Origin of the sequence: Actinoplanes oryzae (assembly GCF_030757795.1) — a bacterium.
Taxonomy (GTDB): domain Bacteria; phylum Actinomycetota; class Actinomycetes; order Mycobacteriales; family Micromonosporaceae; genus Actinoplanes.
In genome coordinates this window covers 1-22596 of record NZ_JAUQWH010000027.1, presented here as the reverse complement: position 1 = coordinate 22596, position 22596 = coordinate 1, and the positions used below count along the sequence as shown (strand labels likewise).

The window sequence follows — 22596 nt, the reverse complement described above, 5'->3', positions numbered from 1 at the left end:
CCGCGGCGCCGCCGGCGACGGTGACGGCCAGGGCCGCCAGGAGGGACTTCTTCACGTGGGGGATCTCCAGCTTCAGGGAAGAGCGTGGACGTGGGGGGAGACGACGTTCGCCCAGCCGTTGCCGGCGGTGACGTCCCAGTTGATGGACCAGGTCATCGCGCCGCGCAGCCCGGGGTAGGTGCGCGGGGGCTTGAAGGAGCCGCAGTTCGTGCCGCGGGCCAGGCAGTCGAGGGCCTGGTTGACGACGGCGGGCGAGACATAGCCGCCGCCGGCCGCGCTGGTGGTCGCCGGCACGCCGATCCCGACCTGATCGGGCCGCAGACCCGCCTCGAGCTGGATGCAGGCCAGCGCGACGATGAAGTTGACCGAGCCCTGCCCGTACGCGGCGTTCTGGTCGCAGCCGAGCATCGCGCCGGAGTTGTAGAACTGCGTGTTGACGATCGTGAGGATGTCCTTGATGTCCAGCGCGAGCTTGAAGTACGAGCCGGCCGGGTTCTGCATGTCGATCGTCTGCGGGGCCATCGTGATGATCAGCCCCGAACCCGCCCTGGTGCGCAGGCTCCGCAGCGCCTGGGCCATGTAGGTCGGGTTGACGCCGTTCTCCAGGTCGATGTCGACGCCGTCGAAGCCGTACGTCTGCATCAGCGACCAGACGGAGTTGGCGAAGTTGGTCGCGGCGGTCGCGTCGTTGACCGACACCGTGCCGGTCTCGCCGCCGACCGAGATGATGACCTTCTTGCCGCGGCTCTTCAGCGTGGCGACGTCCGCCTTGAACTGCGCGTCGGTGTAGCCGCCCACGCTGGCCGCCAGCCCCGGGTCGACGGCGAAGCTCACCGCGCCGGGCGTGGAGGTCGCGTTCGCGAAGGCGACGGCCACGAGGTCGTACGTGGCCGGGACGGCCGCGAGCTTGATCTCCTGGGCCGGGTTGTCGAAGTTCTGCCAGTAACCCGTGACCACGTGCGCCGGCAACGTCCCGTTGGAGGGAGGCGGCGTGGTCGGCGGCGTGGTCGGCGGTGTCGTGGGCGGCGTGGTCGGCGGCGTGGTCGGGTCGGTCCCGCCGGTGCCGCAGACGCCGTTGTCGGCCCAGACGTCCCACTGGCCGCTGTGCGTGGCCGGCGACTCGTTCTGGGTCCACCACTTGGCCGTGTAGTTGTGGCCGGACTGGGAGGCCTGGTTGCCGCCGGTGTAGACCTGCGACGCGGACCAGGCCGGGGCGCACGCGACTGCCGCGTTCGCCCCGGTGGCGAGGTAGAGGCCGGCGCCGGACGTCAGGACGACGGCGGCGACGGCCAGGGGAAGGGATCGGCGCATGGGGATGGGCCTTCCACCAGGGGGATGGGGGGTGGCCCAATTATTAGGACTCTTAACAAAGCCTGTAAAGGTATTGGCCAACTTAATTTCCAGTTAACGTCCAGATCAAGATCAAAATTCGGATGTCGTAGCTGGGTGGGGCGTACGGACCGCCGCTCACGCCGAGGGCCGCACGTGCGGGGCCAGGGCCGTGACCGGCCCTGAGCGGCCCCGCACGCACGGCTACGTGCGTGAGTGGGGAAGACCCTAGCGGCGGAACTGGAACCAGTTGACGTTGACGAAGTCCGCGGCCTGGCCGCTGGAGAAGGTCAGGAAGACCGTGTGCGCCCCGGTCACCCCGCTCACGTTGCCCGGCACCGAGCGCCACGACTGCCAGCCGCCCGTATTGGACAACGCGAACGACCCGATCGGCGCGTTGGACCGGCTGTCGATGCGCACCACGACCAGTCCGCTGACACTGGCGCCGGCACCGGAGGACACCCGCGCCAGGAAGTCACGCGGCGCCGACGAGCCGAAGTTGACGTTGCTGAACTGCAGCCAGTCGCCGTTCCCGAGGGCGCCGACGTTCTGGCCGCCCTCCGAAGCCGTCTCCTTGATCACAGCGGACGCGGCGTCGTACGACTCGGCCTCGATGGTGCCGTAGGCGTCGCGCGTGCCACCGGACGGCGGCGGCGTGGTCCCTCCCCCGCCCCGGGTGTAGACGGCGACGTAGTCCACCAGCATCGGGCGCCCGGAGACCGTGGCCGCCGTCGGCGTCGCGGAGCCAGCCACCCCGTTCGGGAAGCCGCCGCCCATCGCCACGTTGAGCAGCAGGAAGTAGCCGTTGTGCGAGGTCATGTTGGACCAGTGCGGCTCGCCGACCTGGCTGGACGTGACCGTGTGGAACTGCTGGCCGTCCACGTACCACCGGAGCTGCTCGGGGCTGACGCCGCGGTCCCACTCGAAGGCGTACGTGTGGAAGGCCGACTGGCAGCTCGAGCCGGGGCACGCCCGGCTGGCCCCGATGCCGTTCGTCTCGCCGCACGGACCGCCCGGGTTGACGCCGCAGTGCAGCACGCCCCAGACGGAGTTGATCCCGTTGACGTTCTCCATGACGTCGAACTCGCCGATGGCCGGCCAGTTCTGGTAGTTGCCGCGATAGGGCGCGCCGAGCGCCCAGAAGGCGGGCCAGTAACCGGCCGCCGCCGCGCCGGTGACATTGGGCATCTGGATGCGGCCCTCGATGCGCAGCACCCCGCCGGCCGCGGGCTTGAAGTCGCTGCGCCGGGTCTCGATGCGCGCCGACGTCCACTGGCCCGAACTGCTGCGGACCGGCGTGATCCGCAGGTTGCCGGACCCGTCCTGGCTGATGTTGCTCGTGCTGGTCGTGTAGCTCTGGATCTCCCCGGTGCCCCAGTTGGCGGGACCGCCGGGATAGCTGGTGCCGGTGTCGAAGATCCAGTTGTCGGAGCTGGGCAGGGCGTTCGCCGCTCCGGTGAAGTCGTCCGCCCAGACCTGGGTCCAGCCGGAGGGCGGGGGCGGCAGGGCGGCGTCGGCGGTGGCGGTGAGGACGACGGGGGCAGCGAGGACGGCCGCGCCTGCGACCAGGGCGAAACGGATTCTCATGGACTGCTCCTTGACCGTGAGAGCGCTCTCCCTCAAGTTTCAGAACCATTACGGGCGTGCGTCAATATGCAACACCGTCAATGCACGGTCGGGCGATAAAAGGGGCGAAACGCAACACCGGGGCGCCGGACGCGATAGGCATGGATCGACCTTTCGTTTTCCGGCCGACCCCGGGGGGTACCTTGCGGCGCATGGCGACTTCGGAGACCGCAGCAGGATCGACCACGATCTCCGAGGAGATGCGCGACGAGGCCGAGTCGCAGGGCTTGCTGACCCTCGGCGTCGAGGAGGAGTACCTCCTGGTCGACGCCGTCGAGCCGCGCGCGGTGGAGGCGGTCGAGGAGGTCTTCGACCAGGTTCCCGACGAGCTCGCCGACGCGGTGCAGCACGAGTTCATGCGCAGCCAGATCGAGACGGCCAGCCCGCCGCAGCTCGAACTGCGCGGGCTCTACGAATCGCTGCGGCACCTGCGCTCCGGCATCGCGAGCGCCGCGGAGGCCGCCGGCGTCCGGCTGCTCGCCGTCGGCACCGCCCCCGCGGCCGGGCCGAACGCCCGCGTGGTCGACAAGCCGCGCTACCACCGGATGCGCGAGCGCTTCGGCGAGCTCTCCCCCGGCGGCGGCATGTGCGGCATGCACGTCCACGTCAGCGTCCCCGACCCGGAGACCGGCGTGCAGATCCTCAACCACCTGCGCCCCTGGCTGCCCATCTTCCAGGCGGCAACGGCCAACTCGCCGCTGTGGGCCGGGCATGACACCACGTACGCCAGCTGGCGTTCGATGCAGTGGGAGCGCTGGCCCACGGTCGGCCCGACGCCCTATCTCCAGTCGCACGACCACTACCTGACGATGATCTCCGACCTCATCGCCAGCGGCGCCGCGCTCGACGAGGGCATGCTCTACTGGTACGCCCGCCTCTCCGCCAACTACCCCACGGTCGAGATCCGGATGGGCGACGTCTGCCCCTCGCTCGACGACACGCTGCTGCTGGCCGCGCTCGCCCGGGCGCTCGTGGCGACGATCCTCAGCGACGTGCAGGACGGCAAGCCGGCCCCCGACGTGCCGCACCCGCTGCTCATGGCCGCGCACTGGCGGGCCGCGAAGGACGGGCTCGAGGGCCTCAACATCGACATGGCCACCCGCGAGCCGCGCCCGGCGTGGCGGCTGATGCGCCAGCTCTTCGACTACGTACGCCCCGAGCTCGAGCGCCACGGCGACCTCGAGATGGCGACGATCCTCATGGGGCGGCTGCGCTCGCACGGCACCGGGGCGGCCCGGCAGCGGGCACTGCTCTCCCAGGGCGCCGGCGTCTCGGACCTCGTGGACTGGCTGGCGGCCACCACGAAGGGCGCCCCCGAGCTGTGAGACTGGTGGTCGTCGGCGCCGACGCGGCGGGCATGTCCGCCGCGTCGCAGGCCCGCAAGCGCCGGGGGCCCGACGAGCTGAGCATCGTGGCGTTCGAGCGGGGCCACTTCGCGTCCTATTCGGCGTGCGGGATCCCGTACTGGATCGGCGGAGCCGTCAAGGACCGCGACGCACTGATCGCCCGGACCCCGGCGGAGTTCGCGGCGGCCGGCATCGACGTGCGCCTGCGGCACGAGGTGGTCGGGATCGACCTCGACAAGCGCGAGGTGATCGCGCGGGACCTGGTGGGCGGCGGCGAGCGCCGGGAGGGCTTCGACGAGCTCGTGTACGCGGCCGGAGCCGTCCCCGTGACGCCTTCCTGGGCGCGGCTGGACGCCGGGGGCATCTTCGGGGTGCAGACGCTCGACGACGGCACCGCCATCAACGAGTGGCTCTCGTCGCGGGCGTGCGAGCGGGCGGTCGTGATCGGCGGCGGCTACATCGGCGTGGAGATGGCCGAGGCGATGGTCCGCCGCGGGCTCGACGTGACCCTGGTGGAGAAGTCGCCGCAGCCCATGTCCACGGTCGATCCCGACATGGGCCGCCGGGTCCGCGACGCGATCTGCGGACTGGGCATCGAGGTACGTACGGACACGCACGTCACCGGCCTGGAGACCGCCGGCGGCCGGGTGCGCGCGGTGGTCACGGACGACGGGACGCTGCCGGCCGACATCGTGGTGCTCGGGCTGGGCGTACGGCCGAACACCGCGCTCGCCGCCGAGGCGGGCATCCCGCTGGGCCCGACCGGGGGACTCAAGACCGATCTGCGCATGCGGGTCGTCGGGCCGGAGGGACACGTGCCCGGCGTGTGGGCCGCGGGCGACTGCGTGCAGACCGTGCACCGGATCAGCGGGCGCCCCCTGCACGCCCCGCTCGGCACCCACGCCAACAAGCAGGGCCGGGTGGCGGGCATCAATCTCGGCGGCGGGTACGCGACTTTCCCCGGCGTCATCGGCACGGCCGTCACGAAGGTGTGCGAACTGGAAGTGGCCCGGACCGGGCTCACCGAGAAGGAAGCGGGGCAGGCGGGCTTCGAGTTCGTCACGTCCACCGTGGAGTCGACCAGTCGCGCGGGCTATTACCCCGGGGCGACGGCGATGGTCATCAAGCTGATCGCGGAGCGGCGTACGGGAATGCTGCTCGGCGCGCAGATCGTCGGGCGCGAGGAGGCGGCCAAGCGGATCGACTCGCTGGCCATCGCGATCTGGAACCGGATGACGGTCGAGGAGATGACGGCGCTCGATCTGAGTTATGCGCCGCCGTTCTCCCCGGTGTGGGATCCGGTCCTCATCGCGGCCCGGAAAGCGACCGACGAGGTGCACGCTTCACGCTGAGTCGCCTTGTCGACGGGCATCGATCACACAGGGTTCACCTGCGTCAATGACTCGGGGTAATTGTGCGTACACGATATTGGTATCGTTTTTGATCGAGCGAAACGGTATCCATGACGAATGCCGCCGCAACCCCCCAAACGTACGGCGACCGGAAGCGGGCCGCGTCATGCGGCCGGGCCGGCCCCGCGCGCCCGTGTCAGCGGCGCCCTTTCGCGTGATTCGCGCTCCTCCGGCCGGCCCTCGGCACGCCCGGTCTCGGCCGCGCCCGCCTCAGCCGCGCCCGCCTCAGCCGCGCTCGCCTCAGCCGCGCCCGTCTCCGCTGCGCCCGTCTCCGCTGCGCCCGTCTCCGCTGCGCCCGTCTCCGCTGCGCCCGTCTCCGCCGCACCGGTCTCCGCCGCACCCGGGTCGGCTCTCAGCAGTGACACCGGCGGGTTTTCGCGGGTTCAGCAGCCCGCAGCCGATCGCTCGCAGCCTTCGCTCGGGCGGCACCGGCGGCCCGAGTCTTCGGAGTTCCGCACGTCCGGGTTCGAGCGAATCGCCGGCGGTCGCCGCGCCGCGCTCGGCCCGAGCCCGCGCGCGTCCCGCCGCGCGGACGCCCCCCGCGGCCGCCACTCGCACCCGGACCAGCCCGTCGTCACCGTGCGGGGCCTGCCCGGCGTGCGCTCCGGCGGCGCCCACCGCGCCCCGGGCTCGGGCACGCTGAGCCGCACCCGCCAGTCGCTGCTGCTCGGCTCGCTGGTCGTCGCCGGCCTCGTCGCGGTGATCCTGCCGATGCAGCAGCGCGGCGGCGACACGACGGTCAACCCGATCGCCGCCGACCACGCCGTCACCGCGACCAGCAAGCCGAAGACGAAGCCGCAGGACGCCGCGGACGCCCCCGCCGGCAAGCCGGTCTCCGGCGATTCCGATCAGGCGGCCGGCGCGCAGCAGGGCACCGACCCGGGCCCGTCCGGGAATCCCACGCACGCCGTCCCCGCCGCGTCACCGGGCGCCTCGACCGCCCCGGCCGCCGCGGCGCAGACCGTGCTGGTGCCGCCGGGCGACGGGCCGGGCCAGTCGCTGCGCACCACGGGCTCATCGACGGTCGCGCTGACCTTCGACGACGGCCCCGACCCGCAGCAGACGCCCAAGCTGCTGGCGATGCTGGAGAAGTACCAGGTCAAGGCGACCTTCTGCCTGGTCGGCCAGCAGGTCGCCCGGCACCCCGACATCGTGCGCGACATCGCCGCGGCCGGCCACACGCTGTGCAACCACACGTGGGACCACAGCCTCACGATCGGCAAGGACAAGCCGGCGCAGATCCGGGCCGACCTCGCCCGCACCAACGCCGCCATCCGCGCCGCCGTCCCGGGCGCCGAGATCCCGTTCTTCCGGGCGCCGGGCGGCAACTTCACCGACGCGCTGGTGCAGACGGCCTACGCCGACGGGATGACCTCGCTCTACTGGCAGGTCGACCCGGCGGACTGGGACCATCCCGAGGGCGAGAAGGACGACGAGCACATCGAGCGGGTCGTCAAGAACGTCCAGAAGCACACGACGCCCGGCGCCATCGTGCTGTCGCACGACTTCAACCAGCCCGACACGATCAAGGCGTACGAGACGCTGATCCCGTGGCTGCAGAAGCGCTTCACACTCGGCCTGCCCGGCATCCCGCCGGCGCCGACCGCGCCCGCCGCCCCGGCCTCCTCGGCCCCGCCCGCGGGTGCCGCCGGAGCGGAACGCCCGTCGCCCTCAGCCCCCGCCTCGCCGGACCCCGCCGACTGACGCCTCGCCGGCCCCCGCCTCGCCCGCCCCGCCGGCTGACGCCTCGCCGGCCCCGCCTCGCCCGCCCACGCCGGCTGACGTCTCGCCCGCTCCCGCCCGACCGACTGACGTCTCGCCCTGGTTCCTCGGCTTCCGCGGAGCCGGGGCGTCATGTCGCCGGGCCCGGGCTCACTTCTGGCAGGACGGGCACCAGTAGAGGTTGCGGCCGGCCATCGCGCCCCGGGCGACCGGCGTGCCGCAGACCAGACACGGCTGGCCCGGGCGGCGGTAGACGTACACCTCGCCGCCGTGCCGGTCCACCCGCGGCGCCCGGCGCATCGCCTCGGGGGTGTGCTCGGTGTGCACGGTGTCGATCCGGCCCCGCGCCACGCCCTCCTTCATCAGCGCGCGCAGGTCGTCCCAGAGTTCCTGCCACAGCTCCGCGCTCACCTGGCGGCCCGGCAGCGTGGGGACGAGCCCGGCCCGGAAGAGCACCTCGTTCGCATAGATGAGCCCGCACCCGGCCACCACGGTCTGATCCATGAGCAGCGAGAACAGGGTCTTCGAGCTGCCGCCGATCCGGGCGTACGCCAGCGCCGGCTCGGCGTCGTCGCGCAACGGGTCCTGACCGAGCCGCGCCCGCAGCGCCGCCACCTCGGCCGGGTTGAGAACCTCGCACGCCGTCGGCCCGCGCAGCTCCAGCCAGTGTCGCTCGCCGGCCATGCGCAGCCGGACCTGCCCCACGGGCGCGGGCGCCGGGAGCTCGCCGTCGGCGAACTTGCCGTAGAGCCCGAGGTGGATGTGGACCGTCGCGTCGCCGTCGTAGTGGTGGAGCAGATGTTTCCCGTACGCCTCGGTGTCGGCCAGGCGACGCCCGTCGAGCAGCGCGGCGCCCGCCTCGAAGCGGCCCTGCGGGCTGTCGACGGCGATGGCCTGCCCGGCGAAGAGCTCGCGGTGGCGGGCGGCGAGGCGGTGAATCGTATGTCCCTCAGGCACGTCGGACAACGCTAGCCAGCTGTCCGCTTCTCCGCCATTCGAGACCGTCTGAGATAGATCAACGTTGATATTACGAAACATACCTGCAATGCTGGGAGCGCTCCCACCCCCCTGGAACGGAGGACATCACGTGGACACATCCCGCTCAGCCGTCCGGCGGCCGGTATTCGTGCTGGCTGTGGCGCTGGCCACCATGATCAGCCTGCTGTCGTGGGCCGGGCCGGCCCAGGCACACGGCACGATCGTCAACCCGGCGAGCCGCGCGTACCAGTGCTGGCAGACCTGGGGCAGCCAGCACACCAACCCGGCCATGCAGACGCAGGACCCGATGTGCTGGCAGGCCTTCCAGGCCAACCCGGACACCATGTGGAACTGGATGAGCGCCCTGCGCGACGGCCTCGGCGGCCAGTTCGAGGCCAAGACGCCGAACGGGCAGCTGTGCAGCAACGGCCTCACCCGCAACGACAGCCTGAACAAGCCCGGCGCCTGGAAGACCACGCGGGTCAGCAACAACTTCACCGTGCAGCTCTACGACCAGGCGAGCCACGGCGCCGACTACTTCAAGGTCTACGTCAGCAAGCAGGGGTACAACCCGGCCACCCAGACCCTCGGCTGGAGCAACCTCGACTTCATCACGCAGACCGGCAGGTACGCCCCGGCGCAGAACATCTCGTTCAACATCTCCACCTCCGGCTACACCGGCAACCACATCCTGTTCGTCATCTGGCAGGCCTCGCACCTCGACCAGGCCTACATGTGGTGCAGCGACGTGACGTTCGGCTGATCCACGCCATCCCCTCCCGGCCCGGGGCGTCCGTCCAGCCGCCCCGGGCCGGAACCCCACCGCCGCCCGCCACAACCAGTCCGCCGGCCACGACCCGCGCCGCCCAGCCACCCGTCGCAGCCGGCCACGAGCCATCCGCCGGCCGCGATGCGCAGACAGCCGGCGCCACGGCAGACAACCGGCGCCACCGCAGACGGCCGGCGCCACGGCAGACGGCCTGCGCCACCAGACACAAGCCAACCCCCGGCCGCGATCGGCGACATGCAGACAGCCGTCCGCGAGCGTGACTCCGCGGGACGGCGTGCACCAGCCGCGCTGCCACGTTCGCGGGGCAGCCGGTCGAGCTGCACGTTCGCGGGGCAGCCGGTCGATCAGGGAGGAGCAGCAGCCATGGGCCTGAACCGCTTCGCGGGAGTGGCCGTCATCCTGGCGGTGACGGGCGGCGCGATCGCCCTGGCCCGCACGTCCGGAACGGAGTCGGACCCGGCGCGCGCACAGACCGCCGCGGACCCGGCGCGCGCACAGAGCGCTGGGGACCCGGCGCGCGCACAGAGCGCTGGGGACCCGGCGCGGGCGCAGGCCGCCGCGGAGCCGCCGAGTCTGCAGGACCAGATCATGTCCCGGATGCGCGGCACGCTCGAACAGCAGAGCCCCGAACAGCACCACCACGCCGGGCACAGCGCCCCGGCGGCGGCTCCGGTGGTGTGCGGCGTCCGCGTCTACGGGTACGAGCCGGCCGCGGCCACCACGATCACCGCCGTCCGCACGGTCTACGGCTTCCACTTCTGCGGCGTCGCCGAGCAGAAGCGCCCGTGGGACGTGGCGGTCAAGCTCGCCGGCCCGCTGGTCGTGGACATGGCCACCGAGCCGCCGGGCATCCGGGTGGTCGAGGCCACGCCGCAGGTCAAGTATGTCGACCGGCTGCGCCAGATGTTCCCGCCCCGGTACGCCCAGCTCGCCATGACGGAGGCGCTGTCCGAAGCGGAGATGGCGGACACGCGCCGCCGCTACGAGGCCGCCGCCGGCCTGGGATGAGCGCACGGCCGGGGCTTGCGCGAAAGTGGGCGCCCCTCACGCGGCGCGCACCGTCGTGGGTTCGGGGTGAGCGCGAGGCGGGCAGCTGAGCCCGGCGCTCGCGGCAAAGGCGTGCGGACAACGGCAGGTCGCGGTGTAGCCACGCGACCTGCCGTAGCACGTATTCATAAAAGGCTAGAGAATCTCCCGCAGCTGGACCAGCGCGTGGTCGATCTCCTCCTCGGTGACCACCAGCGGCGGCGCGAGGCGGATCGTAGACCCGTGCGTGTCCTTCGCGAGCACGCCGCGGTGGGCGAGGCGCTCGACGGCCTCGCGACCGGTCATCAGCGCCGGGTCGATGTCGACGCCGGCCCACAGGCCGCGGCCGCGGACGGCGAGGACGCCCTTGCCGATCAGGGCGGTCAGGCCCTCGTGCAGGCGGGCGCCGAGGCGCGCGGAGCGGTCCTGGAACTCGCCGGTGGCCAGCAGCCGCACGACCTCCGCGCCGACCGCGCAGGCCAGCGGGTTGCCGCCGAAGGTCGAGCCGTGCTCGCCGGGCCGGAGCACGCCGAGTACCTCGCGGTCGGCGGCCACCGCGGAGACGGGCACGATGCCGCCGCCGAGCGCCTTGCCCAGCAGGTACATGTCCGGGACCACGCCCTCGTGCTCGATGGCGAAGGTCTTGCCGGTCCGCCCGAGCCCCGACTGGATCTCGTCGGCGATCAGCAGGACGCCGCGCTCGTCGCACAGCCGCCGCACGCCGGCGAAGTAGCCCGCCGGCGGCACGAGGACGCCGGCCTCGCCCTGGATCGGCTCGAGCAGGATCGCGACTGTGTGGTCGGTGACGGCCGCGGCGAGCGCGTCCAGGTCGCCGTATCCGACGATCGTGAAACCAGGGGTGTACGGGCCGAAGTCGTCCCGCGCGTCCGGATCGGTCGAGAAGCTGACGATCGTCGTGGTGCGCCCGTGGAAGTTGTTCGCGGCGACGATGATCTCGGCCCGGCCGTCGGGCACGCCCTTCACCCGGTAGCCCCACTTGCGAGCCACCTTGATGCCGGTCTCGACGGCCTCGGCGCCGGTGTTCATGGGGAGCACGAGATCCTTGCCGCACAGCTCGGCGAGCCCCCGGCAGAAGTCCGCGAACTGGTCGTGCACGAAGGCGCGGCTGGTCAGCGTGAGCCGGTCGAGCTGCGCGTGCGCGGCGGCGATCAGGGCCGGGTGCCGATGCCCGAAGTTCAGCGCCGAGTAGCCGGCGAGGAAGTCCAGGTAGCGCCGCCCGTCCACGTCGGTCACCCAGGCACCCTCGGCCTCGGCGATCACGACGGGCAGCGGGTGGTAGTTGTGCGCGGTCCACCGCTCGGCGTCGGCGAGGGCGCCAGGGGTCCGCATCTCAAGGTCGGTCATGCTGTGCCTCCGGTTGGCATGCGCTCCTGGCCCTCGCCTGCGAGGCCGTCCGACGGTGCGGCCGGGTGCCGCTCGGTGCAGTCGCTCATGCCCTGGCCTCCAGACGGCGCGGCCGGGTGCCGCTCGGTGCAGTCGCTCATGCCCTGACCTCCAGCGTGCAGCACTTCGGTCCGCCGCCGGCCTTGCGGAGCTCGCTCAGGTCGACCCCGATCGTCTCGTACCCGGCCTCGCGCAGGGCCGCGGCCAGGTCGGTGGCTTGCGCCGGCAGGACGACGGTACGGCCGTCGCTCACCGCGTTCAGCCCCAGCACGGCGGCGTCGGCGGGCGTGGCGATCACCGCGTCCGGGAACAGGCGGCGCAGCACGGCCTGCGACCCGGGCGAGAACGCCGACGGAAGGTACGCGATGTTGCGCTCGTCGAGGACGCACAGCGCCGTGTCGAGGTGGTAGTAGGCGGGGTCGACCAGCTGCAACGTGATCACCGGCCGCCCGAACACCTCCTGTGTCTGGGCGTGCGCCGCGTGCGACGTCCGGAAGCCGGTGCCGGCGAGCAGCACCTCACCGGCGAGCAGGATGTCGCCCTCGCCCTCGTTCGTGTGCTTCGGGTCGGTGACGTCGAAGCCGGCGCGCTCGAACCAGGCCTTGTACGCGGGCGCCTCGTCGGCCCGCTCCGCGTCCCGGAACTGCACCCCGAGCACCTTGCCGTCGACCACGGTGGCGCCGTTCGCGGCGAACACCATGTCGGGCAGCCCGGGCACCGGGTCGATCAGCTCGACGGTGTGCCCGAGGTCCAGGAACGTCTGCCGCAGCGTCTCCCACTGGGCGACGGCGAGCGCGTTGTCGTACGGCGCCGTCGGATCCATCCACGGATTGATCCGGTACGTGACAGCGAAGTAGGTGGGCCGGCACATCAGCCAGCGCCGGGCGGCAGCGGTCGTCATGCGCCATACGCTAAGCGCGAAAGCCCTGCTGAGACCCCTGATCACCGTTGCGTCCCCCGGCGGAACGTTGCGTCCTCGGGGCCGCCTGCGACGATTCGTTGCGTACGCCGGGCAAGGGCGAGGGGCGGGACCCCGGTCGCCCGGTGATCCCGCCCCTCCGGGGTGAGCCTTACTTGCCGAGGCTCGTGTACAGCTCCTCCGGCGCCTCGGTGATCTGCGCGGCCGCGGGGCGCTGCGCGTCGACCTTGGTGCCGTAGTCGGTGTAGAGCACCTCGAGCGGCTGGGCCTGCTGGCCGTTGACGGCGGGCAGCTGGATCGTCAGGGCGGAGAGCCGGCCCTGGTCGTCGACGCCCGCGGTGAAGGGCACGTTCTTCGCCTGGGCGCCCCAGGTGGTGACGGCCTTCTGGTCCACGCCGGCGACGTTGGCGGCCTTGGTCAGGTCGAGCGTGCCGGCGTAGCTGCCGGCGCCGGTCTGCCGGACGTCGGTGGTGGAGGTCAGCAGCTGCGAGGTGTTGACCGGGTCGATCTGGCCGGGGCGCAGGCCGACGTTGGCCCCCTCGGGCAGGCGGGACACGTCCACGTGGGTCCAGGTGTCACCCTTGGTGATGCCCGGCACCTTCACGTAGAGGTCCTGACCGACGAGCAGCGACTTGACCTGCACCTCGGTGTTCTGCCCGGTGGCCGTGAGCGTCACGGTGCCGGCGCTGTTCGGCGGGTCCATCAGTCCGACGACCTCGAAGCCGGATCCCGACGTCGCCGTCACCTTGAAGCTCGTGTTGCCCAGCTTGGCCGTGGCGGCGCCCAGCGCCTCGGCGGCGGCGGGGTCGGCGGCGCCCACGCTCGCGGAGGCCCCCGGCGCCGGCGACAGGGACACGCCGCCCGAGACCCCGGCACTCGGCGTCCCGTCACTGTCGGTGGAACATCCGCCCGCGGCGAGCGCAACCGCAGCCATCGAAGCGAGCCCGAGCCCAGCCCATCGTGGCGTCCGCATGTGAGTCCTCCCTGCCTGCCGCGCGCCGGTCTGACGCCGGTCCGCACCGCACATGCCCGATTCCCCCGCCCCGCAAACGACACCACTTAGGACACATCCGCCCCATCACACCCCGTGGCCGTACCCGGGCCGAGCGGTGACCGTCGATCCGGTGGCGCCCCCCGGACCGCGGACACGAGACAGGCACCGCATCCGGAGCGCGGGACCCGGTGCCTGTCTCGAACTGTCCCGCCGTGAGGGGCCCGCGCCGCGAACGACACGGGCCTGCGCGCGGGGCCCTCGGCGTCAGTTGCCGAACATGCTCGTGAGCTGGCTCGGCATCTCCTGCACCTGGGACGCCGGCGGCGCCTTGATGTCGACCTCGGTGCCGAAGTCGTGGTAGGTGGCCTTCATCATGCCGCTGCCCGCGCCCATGCCGCTCAGGTCGATGGCGATCTCGACGAGGCGGCCCTCGCCGTCCTTCTTCGCCGTGAAGGGAACACTGGAGGCCTTGTCGCCGAGGGCGCTCAGGGCTTCCTTGTTGTCCTTGTATCTCTCGGCCTTGGTGAGGTCGAGAGTGCCCTTGAAGCCGTCGGTGCCGACCCGCTCGACGCCGGTGGCGGCCTGCAGGAGGGCCCGGGTGCCGGCCGGGTCGCCCTCGTCGGAGACGCTGAGGCTGCTGTTCGCCACCTTGGCCGCGTCGATGTGCATCCAGTCCTTGCCGGAGCTGCCGCCGAACGCGCTCGCCAGCGAGCCGCCGACCTTCATGTAGATGTCGTCGCCCACCTTGCGCATGACCATCGTGCTGCCCTGGGCGGCCGCGCCCATGTCCATGGTCAGCTCGGCGTCGCCGGTGCGGCCGTCGGCCGAGCCCCGCATGGCGATGGCGCCGGCCATGTCCATGTCGACCTTCATCGTGTTCTCGGCGAGCTTGGCGGTCGCCGCGGCCAGCTCCCGCTCGGGCGACTGCTCCCCACCGGCCTGCCGGGCTCCGACGCCGGCGCCGGCCCCCGTGGTCGCGGTGTCGTTCGTCGCGCAGCCGGTGAGGCCCAGCGCGGCGGCCAGGGCGAGCCCGGCGATCAACGGCCGTCGAGTCCTCATGCGCATTCTTCGTCCCCCCGTGTTCCTCGATGTCGGCGCTCACGGTAGCGAAGAGGTGCGACAGAAACCGACCCCGTTTCGCGCACGCCGACCGCCACATTCGCCGCGTACCAGGACAGGGCCGGGAGCCCTCGTACGGCCGTGAGCAGCACCACACCGCGGCCGGCGCCGTCATCGACCCACATCACCCGATCGGTACTCCGGACCACGCGGGCCGGAGCACAGTGTCGGCAGCACAAGTGCGCAGAGTGACGATCTTCTTCATTCACCGAGGCGGACGACGGGTCCCCGAAGGGACGAAACGGCTTCGTCATGCACCTGATTGGCCGCGGGCCCGGCGCAGACGGCATGATTGGCCCGGTCAGCAGACGGCATGATTGCCCGGTCAGCCACAGCGCCCACGACGGGAGGCCACGTTGAGATTCGAGGTCAGCAAGGTCCTCGACGCCATCGAGCGGCAACTCACGACGGACCCCGCCCTGGCCCGGGCCGTGATCGACCTGGCCGAGATCGTCCGTTACGCGGACTTCGACGGCGGCCGCCCCGCGAGCATGCTCCGCCTCGGCCTGGTGATCGACGCGCTCAGCCGGCACGTGGCGGAGGAGAACGTCCCCGTCTACGCCGTCGTCCCGCGCGGCCTGCTCTCCGACGCCGACCTGACGTCCAACGAACGCATGGTGGTCCGCCGCTGGGCCGACGACGGCGTGGTCGAGGTCGTCCCCCAGGTCGACAACCGCGTCCTCGAGGTCGCCGAGCTGCTCGGCCTGCCGGTCATCACGCGCACCCGCGCCGAGCGCTTCGCCGACCGGCACCCCTGGGTGCAGGAGCCCGGCCGCATCCTCGCCGCGGTCCCCGGCAACGGCGGCCCGGTCCTGACCGCACGCGTCGGCCACGGCACCCCCGCCCCGGTGGCGGAGCCCTCCCCGCTCGGCCGCAAGCTGCTGTCCCGCGTCTGGGGCTGCCCCGAGACCTGCACCGCCTATGGTGGCGGCGGCGACCCGGACAGCCCCTTCGCCGACATGCGCAAGACGACCAGCCCGGTCTCCCAGCCGCCGCCCGCCCTGCGCGCCGGCGTGCCCACCTGCCCCCGCCACGGCACCCGCCTGCGCGACGCCGGCCCGCGCCCGCCCGTCGAGGTGCTGTCGGTGCGCATCGACGGCGTCGTCCGCCAGCGCTTCGTCGTCTCGACGGAGAATCCCGTCGTGGTCGGCCGCGCCCCCGAGGGCGGTGGCGTCATGCTCGGCCAGTGGCTGACCGACGACGCCCGCAAGTGGATCAGCCGGGGCCACGTGCGCTTCGCCCTGCGCGGCGGCGAGCTGAGCGCGCAGGACGTCAGCACCAACGGCACGGGCATCCGCCCCGGCGGCTCCCCGGACGACGACGACCGCATCACGCTCAACCGCGACGAGACCCGCACCCTGGCGCCCAACGACGTGGTCGAGCTCTACGCCCAGGTGCACGTCGGCCGCGCCAAGCTGTGGGCCACGGGCGGCGTCGTCCAGCCGCACTCGGTCATGGCGGAGGCCCCCACGATGGCGATGCGCCGCTTCGAGCGCTGACCCGGCATCCGCTTCGAGCGCTGACCCGGCATCCGCTTCGAGCGCCGACCCGGCCATCCGCTTCGAGCGCTGACCCGGCCATTGCGGCGGGCCGACCGGAAAAGCGAAACCGCGAGCCGGAGGAAGCAGAAGCGAACTGCCGGCCGGACGGAAAGCACGGGCCGAGCGGACACGCGAAAGGGCCCGCTGAGCAGGCCCGGGAGTCGCGTCGGGGGCGGCGAACCGCCGCCCCCGCACAACGAATGCGGTTCCAGCCCCGAGTCGGCCGACGATGATCGCCGATCGGCGTGTTCCGCGCAGTCCAGCGCACCGCCGGACGGTTTCGGGGCGGACCGGCTCTTGGCCGGCCCGGTTCCGAGGGGTTCACCGGGGCGCATCGCCACCGGCAAATGTCTGATACCCGTCAGAAGCGATTCACAAACTGTGTGTCGAGCCACTCTCGCAGCGAGGTGACCGGCTGCAGGTCGGTGCCGAGCCAGGACAGCGACCCAGTCAGGGCGAGCACGCCCACCACGATCGCGCCGAGGGCGAGCACCATGCCGATCAGGGCGTCGGTCTTGCCCGCGATGTGCCGCTTGCGGGTCGCGCGGATGCCGGCCACCGACAGCACCAGGGCCAGCCCCGCCACGCCGATGCCGTAGCCGAGCAGCGGGCCGGAGAGCACGAGCAGCGCGCCCGCCACCCCGGTGATCAGGCCGAGCGTGGCGAGCAGGCTGGCCCGCGGCTTCGGCCCGGCCGCCACGGGAGCCGGCGCCGGCCGCTCATCGGGCCGCACGCCAGGCCGCGAGTCGGTCCGCGCGTCGGGCGCAGTGCCGGGCCGCGAGTTGGTCCGGACGTCGGTCAGCGTGTCGCGCTCCCGCACCGGATCCATCCGGACGGTCGTCGGGTCGTCGTCGCGGCGGTCCGCGGCGTGCGCGGGAGAGTGCGAGTGCGACGGACGCGAGAGGTCACGGGAAGCGGCAGCATGGTCGGCGGACGTCGCCGCGGGGGCGTCGGATCGCGCGCCGACGGGGGCTCGGTCGTCGGTCTCGGTCGTGGTGCCGGTCTGGCGGGAGAACGTCGGGATCCTCACGTCAGCACCTCCTTCGAACCTTCGGGGGAATGCCATGGCTATACCCCGACGGCTCGGCAAGAACACCCGAGGGCGCGCGGTCACCCGCGCGCCCTCGGCGCACAACACGTGCTGACCTGCGAAGAAGCCAGGTCCGAAGAAGACTGTCCGTCAGACCAGCGCGGACGAGTTCGGCACGTCGGCCGCCTTCGAGATGACGTGGTCGACCAGGCCGTAGTCCTTGGCCTCGGTCGCCGTGAACCAGCGGTCGCGGTCCGAGTCGCGCTCGATCTCCTCGGGGGTGTGGCCCGAGTGGAAGGCGATGCGCTCGTTCATGACCTTCTTGATGTGCAGCATGCTCTCGGCCTGGATGGCGATGTCGGCCGCGGTGCCGCCGATGCCGCCGGAGAGCTGGTGCATCATGATGCGCGCGTGCGGCAGCGCGTAGCGCTTGCCCGGCGTGCCGGCGCAGAGCAGGAACTGCCCCATCGAGGCCGCCATGCCCATCGCGATCGTGGCCACGTCGTTCTTGATGTACTGCATCGTGTCGTAGACAGCCATGCCGGCGCTGATCGAGCCGCCCGGCGAGTTGATGTAAAGAGCGATGTCCTTCTCGCTGTCCGCGGAGGCCAGGAGCAGCATCTGGGCGCAGATGCGGTTGGTCACCTCGTCGTTGACCTCACTGCCGAGGAAGATGATGCGCTCCCGCAGCAGCCGATCGAAGACCTGGTCGTCGAAGGAGGCGCCGCCCCCACGCATCGTCAGCTCGTCAAGACTCATGGACCCACCCTCTCGCACCTGCCGGGCCGCGGTCGCACCGGCCCGGCTCAAGACTCTCCTACCTTCCCCCGCCGGGGTCACCGGCGCCCACTGATTCCCCTCAGGGCGAAAGCCGGGAAGCCTTTCGCGCACCCCAGTCGGTGCTCAGCGGCCGGGGCGCGGGCCTGTTCTCCTCGATCCACGTGTCGATCCGCGCCCACCAGTCGTAGAGCCACTCGACGCGCTCCTTCTCCCCCGCCGGGATGTCCGCCGGCGGGACGCTCCAGAAGCGCATGATCAGCTGCTTGTCCATCGGCAGCTCGCGCCACACGTCCGCCACGGTGATCATCTTGTCGAGGCCGGTGTGCGCCACGAAGATCACGCCGGAGTCCGGGGCCGCGTCGATCGCCGCGAGCAGGCCGCCCGGCTTCGGGGGCAAGAGGTTCTGCATCTTCTCCGCGCGGACGGCCATGTCCTCCATGCCGCGCTTGCGCAGCCAGGCGATGGCCCTGGTCCGGCGCTGCGGGGTGAAGTTGCCGCCCTCCGGGAAGATCACGAAGGCATCGTTGTCATCGAGCCCGTGCGCGAGGCTGCCGACCACCTGCTCGAGGTCGCCGTTGCCGGGGCGGCCGGGCGAGATGAAGCGGTTGGGCAGCCGGTTGAGCAGGATGTCGATCGCCGGGTCCCACTGCAGGGTGGCCTTGAGCACGATGCGCGGCTCGCGGTCGAACCAGTTGACCAGGGCGTGGATGAGGATGAAGGAGTCGCCCGGGCCCGCGTGCCGGCTGACCACGATCTCGGGGCGGCCCGGCATGCCCGTGTCCGGGTCGGTGCCGACCACGTCGATCGACAGGTGCAGCGACCACTTGGCGATCCAGAAGAGCGCCCCGAGGAACTTGCCGGTCAGCACGTAGTGGGCGCGCTGGAAGGGGGGCGAGCGCTTCTTCCAGCCGAAGCCCGACGCCAGCCACAGCGCGGCGAGGCTCACCAGGGCGGCGGCGTCCCAGACGACGTACACGATGGCGAGAAAGATCAGGCGGGGCACCCGCAGGTGGCCGGGCACCAGGGGGGAGGCCGCCAGGGCGAGCAGGAGCCAGATCGGCAGGGTGGTGAGCAGGAGGACGGCGAGGACGACGACGACCGGTGCGAAGAGATAGTGCCGGAGCCAGCGCGGCGGCATCATGCGGAGGCCGGCGGCGTGACATTGGCCGCCAGATAGCGGCGGGAGGCGGTGTAGGCCCGGCTGATGCGCCGGCCCACCGCCGACATGTCCCTGTACGCCCACGGCGAGTCGTCGCGACGATCGCCGCCCCCGGTCGGAAGCACGTGCACCTGTACATCGTCGGGGAGCGACGCAACATCCCGGGCGAACCGGTGGCGCCGCGCGATCTCGAAAGCCACCTGGGCAACCTCCCACGGCCGGCGCGGGACCGCCAGGGGGCGCTCGATCCTTCCGACCTGCAGGACAAAGATCAACTTCGCCCCCACCCGTACGGCCTCCCCGACCGGGATGGAATTGACGATGCCCCCGTCGACGAAGTGCTCCCCGTCGATCTCCATCGGGGGCAGCAACCCGGGCACGGACGACGAGGCGAGCACCGCGTCGATCAGCGGACCGCTGTCGAACCAGTGCTCGGCCGCGCGCTCGATGCTCGCGGCGCAGCACCGGAACGGGATCTTCAGGTCGCCGAACGTCGCCTGCTCGCCCATCTCCGAGGCGAGCAGGCGGCGCAGCGGGAGCGGCGAGTGCAGGTGGGTCCGCGCCGCGAACCTGCGGACCTGGCGCGCGATGCTGTCCCCGTACACGTCGGCGGCCTCGGGGGACGACCAGAGCCGCACCAGGCGGTCCGTCACGGCCTCGTTCGGATCGGCGGCGACCAGCACGCCGTTGACCGCGCCGATCGAGGTGCCGATCACGACGTCGGGCCGGTAGCCCGCGCGGAACAGCGCCCTCAGCATGCCCACCTGCACAGCACCGAGGACGCCGCCACCGCCGAGTACGAATGCCACCTCACCCATGCGGTCATCGTCGCACCGCCGGCGAGGGGACGAACGATCAGCCCAGCCCGTTGAGGAAGGGCTCGTGCGCGTTCTTGAACTCCCAGCTGTAGAACTTGTCCCAGTTGATCGACCACGTCATGAGCCCGCGGAAGCTCGGGTTCGTCCCGCTGCGCACCGTGTAGCCGCCGCAGTTGGTTCCCTTCACCAGGCAGGTGACCGCCTGCTGGATCGCCGCCGGCGCCACGTACCCGTTGCCGGCGCTCACCGAGGACGGCGCCCCGAAGGCGACCTGGTCCTCGCGCAGCGCGGGGAACATGTTCGCCGTGTTGCCCGCCACCGGGAAGCCCGCGAGCAGCATGTCGGTCATGGCGATGTGGAAGTCCGCGCCACCCATCGAGTGGTACTGGTTGTCGAGGCCCATGATCGAGCCGCTGTTGTAGTCCTGGACGTGCAGGACCGTCAGGTCGTTGCGCATCGCGTAGATGACCGGCAGATAGGCGCCCGCGCGCGGGTCCTGGCCGCCCCACGGGCCCGAGCCGTAGTACTGGTAGCCCAGCTGGACGAAGAAGGTCTCCGGCGCCATGGTCAGCACGAAGCCGGCCCCGTAGCGGGCCTTGAGCGACTTGAGGGCGCTGATCAGGTTGACGATCGCCGGGGTGGTGGGGTTCTTGAAGTCGGTGTCGCCGGTGTTGAGCGACAGGGAGTGGCCCTCGAAGTCGATGTCCACGCCGTCGAGGCCGAACTTGTCGATGATCGCGCTGACCGACGTGACGAACGCGTCCCGGGCCTGCGTGGTCGTCAGCTGGACCTGACCCTTCTCGCCGCCGATCGACAGCAGGACCTTCTTGCCCGCCGCCCGCTTGGCCCGGATCGCCGCGATGAAGTCGGCCTCGCTCTCGACCCCGGCGCACTCCGAGGCGGGGCAGAGGCTGAACCGGATGTCGCCGGAGGTGGGGGACGTCGGCTCACCGAACGCGAGGTTGATGATGTCCCAGTCGGCCGGCACGTCCGCCATCCGCAGGTAGCCCGAGCCGTTGAGGAAGCTCGCGTGCAGGTAGCCGATCAGCGCGTGCTTCGGCAGGGTCCCACCGGAAGGAGGCGGAGTGGTGGGTGGTGTGGTGGGTGGAGTGGTCGGCGGAGTCGTGGGAGGTGTCGTCGGCGGAGTGGTCGGATCCGTAGTGCCGCCGCCGCAGGCACCGTTGTCGGCCCAGACGTCCCACTGGGCGCTGTGGGTGGCCGGGCTCTCGTTCTGGGTCCACCACTTGGCGGTGTAGTTGTGGCCGGACTGCGAGGCCTGGTTGCCGCCGGTGTAGACCTGCGCTGCGGACCACGCGGGCGCGCAGGCCACAGCGGCGCTGGCGGACGAGGAGACATAGACGGCGGCACCGCCCGCCGCGAGCACCGCGGCGAGGGCGAGGGGGATGGTTCGGCGCATGGGGGATGGCCTCCGAGTCTATATAGACCGATGGCCAATTATTAGGTTTGTTAACTGCTCTGTCCAGAGGCGGACGCCGAGGCCGCCGCGGAGGCGGAGGCGCTCGACTCCGTCGGCGGGGACGACGTCGCCGGCGTCGTGGTCGGCGCGGGCGCGGGCGTCGTCCGGCTCGGCGTCGGCCGGGACGTGGGACGGGTGAAGGTCGGCCGCGGCGAGCTGGTCGTCCGGGACGGCTCGGGCTCGGGCTCGGGGTCGTCGGCGGGGGCCGTCGTCGTCGGGTCCGCGGTCGGCGCGACCGGCTCGTCGTCCTCTTCCGTCGGGCTCGGGGAGGCCGGCGCCGAGGGAGAGCCGGAGGGCGTGGGCGGCACCGACGTGGGCGGCACCGAGGGCTGGTCGCTGGGGGCCGCGCTCGGCGTCCCCGCCGGCGGCTCCACCGGTACGCCGTCCGAGCACGACAACGACGTGACGTTCGCCATCGTCGGGGTGCCGTCGACGTACACGCGGCCGGCGGCGATGGCGACCGTCTCGGGATCGACGGCGAACCAGGCCGCCCCGAGGTTGGTCACCACGTCGGCCGGCCGGGTCACGTCGAGCACCAGGGGCTCGTACGCCCCGCTCGTGCTCGCCGTGTCGGCCAGCACCCGCCCGCCGCGCACGGTGAGCGACCCGTGCGGAGTCAGGTCCCGGTCGCCGTCGACGCGCAGGTCACCCAGCTTCGCCTTGCTCCCGCCGCAGAAGACCACCGCGCCGCCGCCGGAGAACGTGACCCGCGCCGTGGCCCCCTTCGGCACCTCGATCAGCGCGCCCTCGTCGACATAGCGCCGATCGCCCGCGGCCAGGTCCACGCCGACGCCGTCCACCGTCGCCGTCAGCGTCCCCTCGTCGGCCACCAGCATCGCGCGGTCGGTGGGCATCTCCGCCCACGCCGGGGCGGGCGCGAAGCTGACCGCGGTGATGCCCACCGCGCCCAGGGCGACGAGCAGGGCGGCCGACCACATGCGGCGCTCGAAGCGGCGGTCGGTGTCGTGGTCCTCGCCGTGCTCGGGCGGGCCGGGCGGCGCGGCGAGCGGCGGGTAGGCCTCGCCGGTGGCCATGCCGGACACGGGCACTCCCCCGCCGGCGATCCGGCGCGGGTCGCCGACCAGCGGCGGCAGGCCGGCGGCCACGGCTACTTCGTGGAGGTCGA

18 protein-coding genes and 2 pseudogenes are annotated in these 22596 nt (G+C 72.0%); 7 read left to right on the top strand and 13 right to left on the bottom strand.

Going from position 1 to position 22596, the window contains the following annotated elements; genetic code table 11:
• Positions 1-72: 72 nt before the first annotated feature.
• Both RBH18_RS12085 and RBH18_RS12080 read right to left on the bottom strand, forming a co-directional pair.
• Entirely contained in the window at positions 73-1311 is a 1239-nt protein-coding gene (locus tag RBH18_RS12085; protein WP_306206963.1) for a chitinase, read from the bottom strand.
• Between the two features lie 246 nt (positions 1312-1557).
• Positions 1558-2916 carry a carbohydrate-binding protein gene (locus tag RBH18_RS12080; RefSeq protein WP_306206961.1) on the bottom strand — a complete coding sequence of 453 codons (1359 nt, stop codon included), beginning with the start codon at positions 2914-2916 and terminating at the stop codon, positions 1558-1560.
• A 239-nt stretch (positions 2917-3155) separates the two neighbouring features.
• Here RBH18_RS12080 and RBH18_RS12075 point away from each other — a divergent pair, with 239 nt between their 5' ends.
• The 4 genes and pseudogenes from RBH18_RS12075 (at position 3156) to RBH18_RS12065 (ending at position 7417) form a co-directional block, all read left to right on the top strand.
• Complete coding sequence (locus RBH18_RS12075; RefSeq protein ID WP_306207047.1) at positions 3156-4280, top strand: carboxylate-amine ligase; 1125 nt, start codon at positions 3156-3158, stop codon at positions 4278-4280.
• Positions 4277-5653, top strand: a complete 1377-nt coding sequence (locus RBH18_RS12070) for an FAD-dependent oxidoreductase (protein ID WP_306206959.1) — start codon at positions 4277-4279, stop codon at positions 5651-5653. The genes RBH18_RS12075 and RBH18_RS12070 overlap by 4 nt, the downstream gene beginning before the upstream one ends.
• A gap of 272 nt (positions 5654-5925) precedes the next feature.
• Positions 5926-6075: pseudogene (locus RBH18_RS44105) on the top strand (pentapeptide repeat-containing protein); the annotation flags it as partial.
• Positions 6076-6292: 217 nt separating this feature from the next.
• Entirely contained in the window at positions 6293-7417 is a 1125-nt protein-coding gene (locus RBH18_RS12065) for a polysaccharide deacetylase family protein (RefSeq protein ID WP_306206957.1), read from the top strand.
• 168 nt (positions 7418-7585) lie between these two features.
• On the opposite strand, the gene RBH18_RS12060 is transcribed toward RBH18_RS12065, so the two are convergent.
• Positions 7586-8392, bottom strand: a complete 807-nt coding sequence (locus RBH18_RS12060; RefSeq protein WP_306206955.1) for an Fpg/Nei family DNA glycosylase — start codon at positions 8390-8392, stop codon at positions 7586-7588.
• A 130-nt stretch (positions 8393-8522) separates the two neighbouring features.
• Between RBH18_RS12060 and RBH18_RS12055 the strand changes: the two genes are divergently transcribed.
• Positions 8523-9176 carry a lytic polysaccharide monooxygenase auxiliary activity family 9 protein gene (locus RBH18_RS12055; protein ID WP_306206952.1) on the top strand — a complete coding sequence of 218 codons (654 nt, stop codon included), beginning with the start codon at positions 8523-8525 and terminating at the stop codon, positions 9174-9176.
• Positions 9177-9566: 390 nt separating this feature from the next.
• A complete protein-coding gene (locus RBH18_RS12050) occupies positions 9567-10211 on the top strand; it encodes a hypothetical protein (RefSeq protein WP_306206950.1) in 645 nt (214 codons plus the stop codon).
• Positions 10212-10385: 174 nt separating this feature from the next.
• Here the strand turns inward: RBH18_RS12050 and rocD are convergent, their stop codons facing one another.
• The 4 genes from rocD to RBH18_RS12030 all read right to left on the bottom strand — a co-directional run bounded on the left by rocD (position 10386) and on the right by RBH18_RS12030 (position 14605).
• Positions 10386-11594, bottom strand: a complete 1209-nt coding sequence (rocD, locus tag RBH18_RS12045) for an ornithine--oxo-acid transaminase (protein WP_306206948.1) — start codon at positions 11592-11594, stop codon at positions 10386-10388.
• Positions 11595-11730: 136 nt separating this feature from the next.
• Entirely contained in the window at positions 11731-12534 is an 804-nt protein-coding gene (gene ddaH / locus RBH18_RS12040; protein ID WP_306206947.1) for a dimethylargininase, read from the bottom strand.
• A gap of 169 nt (positions 12535-12703) precedes the next feature.
• Positions 12704-13486: a hypothetical protein gene (locus tag RBH18_RS12035; RefSeq protein WP_306206945.1), complete on the bottom strand. Its 783-nt coding sequence runs from the start codon at positions 13484-13486 to the stop codon at positions 12704-12706.
• Positions 13487-13810: 324 nt separating this feature from the next.
• The gene (locus RBH18_RS12030) at positions 13811-14605 is read right to left on the bottom strand and encodes a hypothetical protein (RefSeq protein ID WP_306206943.1); all 795 of its coding nucleotides are present in this window, start codon (positions 14603-14605) and stop codon (positions 13811-13813) included.
• 416 nt (positions 14606-15021) lie between these two features.
• Between RBH18_RS12030 and RBH18_RS12025 the strand changes: the two genes are divergently transcribed.
• A complete protein-coding gene (locus tag RBH18_RS12025) occupies positions 15022-16164 on the top strand; it encodes an FHA domain-containing protein (protein WP_306206941.1) in 1143 nt (380 codons plus the stop codon).
• A gap of 403 nt (positions 16165-16567) precedes the next feature.
• Here the strand turns inward: RBH18_RS12025 and RBH18_RS12020 are convergent, their stop codons facing one another.
• The 6 genes and pseudogenes from RBH18_RS12020 to RBH18_RS11995 form a co-directional block, all read right to left on the bottom strand.
• Entirely contained in the window at positions 16568-17236 is a 669-nt protein-coding gene (locus RBH18_RS12020; RefSeq protein ID WP_306206939.1) for a thrombospondin, read from the bottom strand.
• Between the two features lie 150 nt (positions 17237-17386).
• Positions 17387-17995: an ATP-dependent Clp protease proteolytic subunit gene (locus RBH18_RS12015; RefSeq protein ID WP_306206937.1), complete on the bottom strand. Its 609-nt coding sequence runs from the start codon at positions 17993-17995 to the stop codon at positions 17387-17389.
• Between the two features lie 100 nt (positions 17996-18095).
• A complete protein-coding gene (locus RBH18_RS12010; RefSeq protein ID WP_306206935.1) occupies positions 18096-19157 on the bottom strand; it encodes a 1-acyl-sn-glycerol-3-phosphate acyltransferase in 1062 nt (353 codons plus the stop codon).
• Positions 19154-19993: a patatin-like phospholipase family protein gene (locus RBH18_RS12005; protein ID WP_306206933.1), complete on the bottom strand. Its 840-nt coding sequence runs from the start codon at positions 19991-19993 to the stop codon at positions 19154-19156. Before RBH18_RS12005 ends, RBH18_RS12010 begins: the two co-directional genes overlap by 4 nt.
• 37 nt (positions 19994-20030) lie before the next feature.
• Positions 20031-21410: a chitinase gene (locus RBH18_RS12000; protein ID WP_306206931.1), complete on the bottom strand. Its 1380-nt coding sequence runs from the start codon at positions 21408-21410 to the stop codon at positions 20031-20033.
• A 50-nt stretch (positions 21411-21460) separates the two neighbouring features.
• A pseudogene (locus RBH18_RS11995) lies at positions 21461-22596 on the bottom strand (cyclic nucleotide-binding protein); the annotation flags it as partial.

What these genes read in the sequence shown, in the direction of transcription:
- RBH18_RS12035 (WP_306206945.1), bottom strand. Translation starts at nt 13,486, where the DNA reads ATGGCTGCGGTTGCGCTCGCCGCGGGCGGATGTTCCACCGACAGTGAC.
- RBH18_RS12050 (WP_306206950.1), top strand. Translation starts at nt 9,567, where the DNA reads ATGGGCCTGAACCGCTTCGCGGGAGTGGCCGTCATCCTGGCGGTGACG.
- ddaH (WP_306206947.1), bottom strand. Translation starts at nt 12,534, where the DNA reads ATGACGACCGCTGCCGCCCGGCGCTGGCTGATGTGCCGGCCCACCTAC.
- RBH18_RS12005 (WP_306206933.1), bottom strand. Translation starts at nt 19,993, where the DNA reads ATGGGTGAGGTGGCATTCGTACTCGGCGGTGGCGGCGTCCTCGGTGCT.
- RBH18_RS12085 (WP_306206963.1), bottom strand. Translation starts at nt 1,311, where the DNA reads ATGCGCCGATCCCTTCCCCTGGCCGTCGCCGCCGTCGTCCTGACGTCC.
- RBH18_RS12010 (WP_306206935.1), bottom strand. Translation starts at nt 19,157, where the DNA reads ATGATGCCGCCGCGCTGGCTCCGGCACTATCTCTTCGCACCGGTCGTC.
- RBH18_RS12080 (WP_306206961.1), bottom strand. Translation starts at nt 2,916, where the DNA reads ATGAGAATCCGTTTCGCCCTGGTCGCAGGCGCGGCCGTCCTCGCTGCC.
- rocD (WP_306206948.1), bottom strand. Translation starts at nt 11,594, where the DNA reads ATGACCGACCTTGAGATGCGGACCCCTGGCGCCCTCGCCGACGCCGAG.
- RBH18_RS12075 (WP_306207047.1), top strand. Translation starts at nt 3,156, where the DNA reads ATGCGCGACGAGGCCGAGTCGCAGGGCTTGCTGACCCTCGGCGTCGAG.
- RBH18_RS12000 (WP_306206931.1), bottom strand. Translation starts at nt 21,410, where the DNA reads ATGCGCCGAACCATCCCCCTCGCCCTCGCCGCGGTGCTCGCGGCGGGC.
- RBH18_RS12015 (WP_306206937.1), bottom strand. Translation starts at nt 17,995, where the DNA reads ATGAGTCTTGACGAGCTGACGATGCGTGGGGGCGGCGCCTCCTTCGAC.
- RBH18_RS12030 (WP_306206943.1), bottom strand. Translation starts at nt 14,605, where the DNA reads ATGAGGACTCGACGGCCGTTGATCGCCGGGCTCGCCCTGGCCGCCGCG.